General features: G+C 49.3%; 4 protein-coding genes. All 4 read right to left on the reverse strand.

The window, feature by feature from the left end:
• Positions 1 to 21: 21 nt before the first annotated feature.
• Entirely contained in the window at positions 22 to 1,965 is a 1,944-nt protein-coding gene (locus tag HMPREF2865_RS10955; protein ID WP_070647186.1) for a PEP/pyruvate-binding domain-containing protein, read from the reverse strand.
• A gap of 165 nt (positions 1,966 to 2,130) precedes the next feature.
• The gene (locus HMPREF2865_RS10960) at positions 2,131 to 4,683 is read right to left on the reverse strand and encodes a DUF4132 domain-containing protein (protein ID WP_070647188.1); all 2,553 of its coding nucleotides are present in this window, start codon (positions 4,681 to 4,683) and stop codon (positions 2,131 to 2,133) included.
• A 146-nt stretch (positions 4,684 to 4,829) separates the two neighbouring features.
• Positions 4,830 to 5,246 (reverse strand): hypothetical protein, encoded by a 417-nt coding sequence (locus HMPREF2865_RS10965; protein WP_283120666.1) that lies wholly within the window; start codon positions 5,244 to 5,246, stop codon positions 4,830 to 4,832.
• Between the two features lie 451 nt (positions 5,247 to 5,697).
• Positions 5,698 to 6,456, reverse strand: a complete 759-nt coding sequence (cah, locus tag HMPREF2865_RS10970; RefSeq protein ID WP_070647192.1) for a carbonic anhydrase — start codon at positions 6,454 to 6,456, stop codon at positions 5,698 to 5,700.
• Positions 6,457 to 7,089 lie beyond the last annotated feature (633 nt).

Raw genomic sequence — 7,089 nt, forward strand, 5'->3', positions numbered from 1 at the left:
ATTTCAGACGGCCTTTTTACTTTAACGTGTGCCGTTTAGATAAGGTCGTGCCTGGAGGATGACAAGCTTACCATTGTCAAACGCCCATTCGATGTCCTGCTCACCATTAGCAAATAGCTGTTTGATTTGTTGGCCGGTTTGGTCAAGGCGACGTATTTGTTCTTGATTCATCACATTGCCACTGGTTACAGGCACCTCCCGTACTCCACCGTTTTTATCCAGTTGCAACGCTGTGGTTTCATTAGAGGAGCTGAGACGTTGTACAGAATCATTGCGACGGTTATAGACTACCTGTTCGGCTACCCGTTTGCCCTCAACGACACGAATACCCAACCCGCGTTTGGCGGCAATGTAGGCGCTGTTTTTCTGAGCAATATCATAAGGATTGATGGTAACCAGTACGCCGGAGAGATCTGCATTAATGCTTTGTTGCACAAAGACACTCATTTTCACGCTATCGTGAGGCAGTCCGGCAATACGGCGGGCTTCGTATGCACTGTAATTGAAAACAGAAGCCCAAGATTGTTTCACCGCTTCGGCCAACGTGTTTTCATTGGTAACATTTGGTACGGTAGTATACAGTCCTGCGCCGCTGAAATTGGGCAGGTCTTCGGAATTAGAGGAGCTGCGGACAAACACACCTTTGCTGTTTAATTGATTACGCCATTGCTCAGCCCATCTGTGTTTCCATTCCGATGGAATTTCGGCATCGGTGATTTTTTTCTGCAGTGTGAGTAAGGCAGTGCGGCGCTTGCGGTTGTCTCCATCACTTTGCGTTTCGATTTGTGTCAGTGTTGTCGCGTTAATACCCAGCCTATCCATCATGGCTTGATAGTAGGCAAACGGAATGCAGAATCCGTCAGGTACATTACTACCTTCAATCTGGGCGCGGATATGGCCGAGGTTGGCAGCCTTACTGCCGCAGTAACGGCTGTCATCACGGCGCAGGTTTGCCAAAGCCCGAAGGCTGTAATCGGAAACATCAGGTTGGGGCAGGGTAAAGCCGTCTGAAAAGCTTTTGCTGGTAGTATTCCGGTTGGTTTGGACAATTCGGTATTGCTTAGCAGTCGCTTCAAATTCGATACGACGGCCAATATATGGGGCTAGGATTTTTTCTGCGTCTTTAAGGTAAATATTGGGAATCCCCCAACCGCGTGCCAGTACATTCACATGCGATAGTGCAGTGGATGGTTTTTCACTGATAATCCCCGCCACAGGGGGCAACTCTAGGGGAACCTCTTTCAAAATAATAATATCGTCGGCGCCGACATTATAAAGATCATCTTCTTTGGCAATAACGCGTAATGTGCCTATCGCTTTACCTTGGTTTAGAGGCAGGTAGGGGAAATTCTTAATCAAACTTTCTTGGGTAATAAAAGGAACTTCGCTTTGTTCGGCAACGGTTTCCTGCCATAAAGAATTGGTTTTATAACGCAACGGAGCGTAGAAACTGTCTTTCAGACGGCCTGTTGCCAATTTCAACAATTCAGGCGTGATTTTGTCTCCTTCCCAAAACTCATAAACATATTCCTGAGTACTATTCTGCCAACTGATAGTACCAAACAGATAACGCCGGTTAGGACTACGGTATTGTTGATTCAATTCAGTTTTTGACAGCATGGGTTTCAAGATAGTAGCCAGATAGTGCTCATGCAGCCGAAATTTGGGAGTATTGATGTAGTCGGTACGGTTATCGTCTTCACGATCGATGAGGAAAAGGATATGAGGAATTTCATATTCACTACCTTGCTCATAAATACGCGAAAGCAAGTCAAAATCGGCCTGGCTTTTGATTGCAGATAACACAGGAATTTGTGTTTTAATTGGAGTGGCTGTTGGTTGACGCTTTTCAGACTCGTAATAAGAAGGCTTACGCGCCGTTGGTGCAGCCGTATCGAATGTCTCCGCTTCAGGACGGCACGCTGAAAGTAAAAACAATATTGGGAGGCAAAAAGCAGGTTTCATGATGTTGTCGGTTATCTAAATCAGATGAAAAGCAATATATTTATGGTAAAAATATGTATTGTGTTCTTTCCGTAGGGAGGACATGTGCTGCCTACGCGTCTTGTGTTCCCAAACAGCCTGAAACCGCAAGGATGGAGGCATTTGCGTTTTTCAGGCTGTCCCAATTTACCGCTGAATCTGCGAGGTAATCGTGCTGTCGGTAATCTTGTCGTCTTCCGCCAGCAGCATGGCTTTGGAGAGGACGACCGAGAGCGTGTTGTCGCCCTCAAACGGGATAAACAGCTTGTCGGATGCGTCTTTTTTGCGGCTGTCGGGTACGATGCAGAGGTATTGGTCGTCCGGCAGCATTAGGATGTTGCTGCTTCCGATGTGGATTTTGTAGGTACGCAGCTTGCCCTGCACAACGAGGAAGTTGCCGTCTATGTGGGCAACCTTGGTGATTTTCAGGCGCGGCAGTAGGGTTTCTAGCACGGCTTTGCGGGTTTTGGCGACTTCGCCCAAGTCACCGAAGGAATAGCTTTGCCAGTAGCTGTAAAAACGCGCCTCTCCGCCGTTGTCTTCCCAGGTCGGGTCATTACCTACGCTGGCCACGCCCACAAACAAATCCACGTCGCGCAGCACTTCTGAAAACACGCGTGGCGGAATATCAATTAAGTCCAGCGCGGTAGCATGGTAATCGTCGTCCAACCGGTGAAAGCGCACTTGGTCGGTACTGACATACTGCCAGATACCGCTTTCTGTCCATGCTTCTTCGCTATCCACCGCGTTTGTCCAAAATTCGGCGCGTAGGTTGTATTCGGGCAAATCCAACGATACGGTTGCGTCGTCGCTACCGTCCCACGCACCGGCCAGCGAGCCCCTCCAGCCGCGTCCTTTGGCAAGCGTCATATATTGGTGTTGTTTCAGGATGTGGGCGGCAAAACGGTTGCTGTATGTTTTGGTGTTGATTTCGGCTTCGGTGAGCAGATAGATTTCACGGTATGCCTGTTTCAGCGGCTGGCGGATTTCTTTGTCCTGTAGAAGTTTGCGCCACAGGGCGATGCTTTGCTGAGTGGCAAGCGTGGGATGCCACAAGCAGACTTGCAGGCAGTCTGAAACATCGGTTTGCGCTCCCGTTTCGTCCACCCATGTTCCGTCCAACCACAGTGCAGCGTGACCCTGTGTGTCGTTTTCGTCGCGGAAAAATTGCCATATTAGCGGGCGTGTGAGGCAGGACATCAGCCCGTGTTGCCAGTAATACTGTTCGGCGTGTTCCAGCGGTACGTGGTGTTCGGAGCGCATCATTTGGTCCAAGCGGTCGCGTTGCGTGGTGAGCGTGGTGTTGAGGTTTTTTTGTGCGGCTTTAATCTTTTTCAGTTTGTCGGCGTAGTCGGTTTTCACGAAGGCGGGCATGGTTTTCTGCGGCGAACCGTCGGGTTTGAACCAGCGCAGTTCGGATTTTCCTACGCCCGTAACCGCCAGACGGCAAGTGTAGCCGCCGAAGTCGTAGTCGCAGCAGCCTTCCTGCAAGCCGAAATCATCCACCGCCATATCTTCGATTTCGTTGCGGGATACACCCCGCTGTGCGGCGGCTTCGTCCAGATAGTTGGCAATCGCGTTCTGCGCGTTGCTGAACTTAATCCGAAGGCGCAGGCGAGAGAGGCAGGCGATGCCGTCCAGCCCTTTGGAGCGGAACAGCGCGTAGAAACAGGCGTTGCCCACGGAAGCATAGCGCGCCCCGAGATTGGGGATTTTGTCGTATGAATGCAGCGCAAGTTGGGTAAGGGCGGACAGGGTGGCGCTGTCGTGAAAATGGCTGCACATCCACACCAGCCCTTTGAGCACGGTTTGGTTGATGCTGCAAACGGGCAGGACATGGGTGTCGTAGCTGTATGTTCCGTGAGTAACGGTTTCGATCTGCACTTCGCTGCCGCGGACAAATTCTATCCAGCCGTGCAGCATTTTTTTGAACCTGTCCGCACCCAATGTGTCGATCAGCGTTTTGGATTCTTTCAGGTATTTTTCGCTTGGCTTGCCTGCATTGGCGGATAGGGCAAGCGCAATGATTTTGCTCCATATGTCCTGCTGTTCCGGTGGCAGCACGGCAAGTTGCGGATTGGCGTATCGGGCAAACTCGTCGTCTTGGGCGGGGAAGCAGGCTTCGGCGGAACCGCCTGCCAGTTCTGCCAGGGCGGCAAGGTTGGCGGTAGCGGCTTTCTTGTCCCACAGGTTTTCCGCAAAGACGTGGTAACGGTTGCAGGCGTTTTTCAGGCCGTCTGAAAGCGTTTTGCTCGGATTGGGAAACTGTTTTTTGATTTGGTTTATCAGATATTTGAGCGGATAGTAATCTGCCTCCTGCTCGGACAGCCCGTTATCGTCCAGCATGGCGGCAAAAATATGCTGCACATCCTGCTCCGTCATCGGCAGCGTTTTACGCGCCAGAGCCATCGCTACCGCTACACGGATGGTGCCGTAATTGCGTATCCTGTCCTCGCCCATATTTTTAAAAATTTTATTCCGTCCCCAGCCGCGTATCAAATCAATGCAGTGGATTAGGAAATCGACACGGTATTCGGGCGCGGCTTTCTCCACTTCGGCAAAACTGGGACAGAGTTTCAGGCTTATCGTGTCGTATTCGTGTGAACGGTTTTGGAGCCATTCCTTTTCCAGTGCGTTGAGAAGCTGATTGAACTTGGCACGGCGGCTGTCGGAAATCTGTATGGTTTGGTTTTGGGTCATAGGACTTTCTTTACGTATCAATGTGTTGGTTATTTCGCTGCAAAGGTGGATAACGTCGGTAAGCGTTTTCTTGTCCGCACTATTCAGGCTGTATGGGGCATCTTCTACAAAGGTGAGGTAGCGTTGCGCGGCGGTTTTCAGGCTGCTTATCCGCCCACCAGCGGCGTGAGTTTGATGAAATTGACGACCAGCCCGTCATGCAGGCACACCATGTCGTCCAGCGTTTCCAGTTGGCGGTTGTCGGCAAGGATGAAAAACGCGTTTTGCTCAAAAGCTTTCAAAGCGACGGCGATTTGCTTTTCCACGTCCACAGGTTGCGGGTGCGTGCCTTTTTTGCCGTGCGTTTCCCGAATCACGATGTCGCCGCGATCGGTGGGGATAACGAGGCTGTGGCGTAGCAGGACATCGGCGGCGCGGTTGTTGTAGGCTGCAACTTCCTGCCGCACGCGTTCGGCAATCAGCTCCGCCGCGCTGATGTGGTTGGTTCGGAACTTCAAAAACAGCTCATGCAACACTTTGCCGGAGAGATTTTGATCTTGGATGGTGATGGTAGCTGCAATCATGGATGACTCTTCCAAACAGAAAACAGACAAATCATACTGTTTTTTGATCGTTTCAGACAGGCTGAAAACAAAGCAGCCTTCACATTGATAGATGCGAGTGCAGGCTGCTCTTTATATTTTAGTTTTGAAGGAGCTTTGTTGAAGTTCACGTTTTCAGACGGCCTTTTGGAGAGAGGTATTTACCTGCTTTACACAAGTTCAGGTTGGCTATTTTGTGCCGTTGGTGATTAAGATAATAATATTTTTCATCTTGATTTATCTTGAGATAGCTGAATTTTCAATAGAAAAAGTATAGCTATTTTACAAGGACTATGAAGTGTAAATGCATAAAAAATACTAAATATAGATTAGTGTGTATCCAGCTCAATAAATAATAAGTGATAGAGAAAAAGGTCGTCTGAAAAACCAAATTTAGGTTTTCAGACGACCTTTTCATTTACGGCTTTACTGTTTATTCGATGACAACGCGCGCGTTAAGCGGCTGGACGGGGCGGTTGTTATGCGAGCCGATGGCGCGGGTGAATTTTTCTGCTTGCGCCTGATCGATGTGGTCGTAGGTTTTCAACAGCAGCCATGATACGCCTTCGCTGCACGGCGGCGTGGTCAGCGAACCGGCAAAGCGGTAGTATTTCAGTCGTTTCGGCAGCAGGGTGCTGGCGTCGAAAGCTTTGTCGAGGTTTACCTTTCCTTCCTTCATCGGCATCACGTTCCATATCGGAGCCAGGCGGTCGTTGGTTTTGCCAGGTTCGTACAATACTGCCAGTACCAAAGGCTGGCGGTTTTCGTCTAAGTGGACGAAGTGGGCTTCCATCGGGAAGGTGCGGCCTTTGATTTGGTTTTCACTGGGTACGTGGAAATGGAATTGTTTCAGGGTGTAGGTACGTCCGTTCACGCTGAGGGTATTGCCGCCTTCCGGGTAGTTGACTTGGATGGTGTGGCCGTTGTTTTCCACGTTAACCGCGCTCGGCTTGTAATCGACTTTGATGGCGGGCAGTCTGCCGGAGACGGTTTCGGTAATGTTGACGGGGGATTGGTTTTTGCCTGTAGAGCATAAACGGAACTCTTCAGAAAGCTCGCCCCAGCTTTCGGGGGAGTCGTGTCCGGTGTAACCCCAATGTGTGTGGTTTCCGTGTGCAGCTGCGGAGAATACCGCGAAGGTGGACAGCAGGAAGACAGTCAGACGAGGCAACGTACGGGTCAAGCAGGGCATTGCAATATCCTTTCTATAAGGAGGAGGGAAAAAGCATTGCGGTGCGTATGTGGAATATTGTTATTTTTTATTAAACCATAGCCATATTAAATCATTAGGTCAAGCCTTCTTTGGTTAATTCTGTTAAGGCTATGAAGTTAAAGCGAATTCATTTTTTTAAAAACGATATTATCGTTTGGAAAATTGATAATAATTTGAAATAGAAAACTTCCGTTTTTCACACCTTAAAAATTTAAGGAAGCCGACTCATGAAAAAGGTCGTCTGAAAACGTCAATTTAGGAGGTTTTCAGACGACCTTTTTGCCTCGCCTGCTAAGGGTTATTTATGCAGCCAGCATTTTTTTGCTGCCCTTGCTTTCCCACCACTAGCAAGCCGTAGCCCATATGAAACCTAAACTCAACAAGGATGTGTGAGAAACGCACGTATGCGGTTCTCAAGGTTTGAGCTAAGAGGCCGTCTGAAAAAAGAAAAAACGTTTCAGACGTCCTTTCTTTCGACAAGTTGCCACAGCAATCAGAAAAAGTAGCCTGCATCACCTTATGCACTGAAACCGCCCAATCAAACTCAGTTCGACAAATATGCCAATGATCTCAAGCGCGAAGTCGAAAAACGCGAAGGCAGAAAAATCAGCA

The sequence above is a fragment of the Neisseria sp. HMSC073G10 genome (assembly GCF_001812605.1).
In the GTDB taxonomy this organism is placed as follows: domain Bacteria; phylum Pseudomonadota; class Gammaproteobacteria; order Burkholderiales; family Neisseriaceae; genus Neisseria; species Neisseria subflava_A.

Excerpts from the sequence above, each read along its gene's own strand:
- cah (WP_070647192.1), bottom strand. The coding sequence starts at position 6,456 with ATGCCCTGCTTGACCCGTACGTTGCCTCGTCTGACTGTCTTCCTGCTG.
- HMPREF2865_RS10955 (WP_070647186.1), bottom strand. The coding sequence starts at position 1,965 with ATGAAACCTGCTTTTTGCCTCCCAATATTGTTTTTACTTTCAGCGTGC.
- HMPREF2865_RS10960 (WP_070647188.1), bottom strand. The coding sequence starts at position 4,683 with ATGACCCAAAACCAAACCATACAGATTTCCGACAGCCGCCGTGCCAAG.
- HMPREF2865_RS10965 (WP_283120666.1), bottom strand. The coding sequence starts at position 5,246 with ATGATTGCAGCTACCATCACCATCCAAGATCAAAATCTCTCCGGCAAA.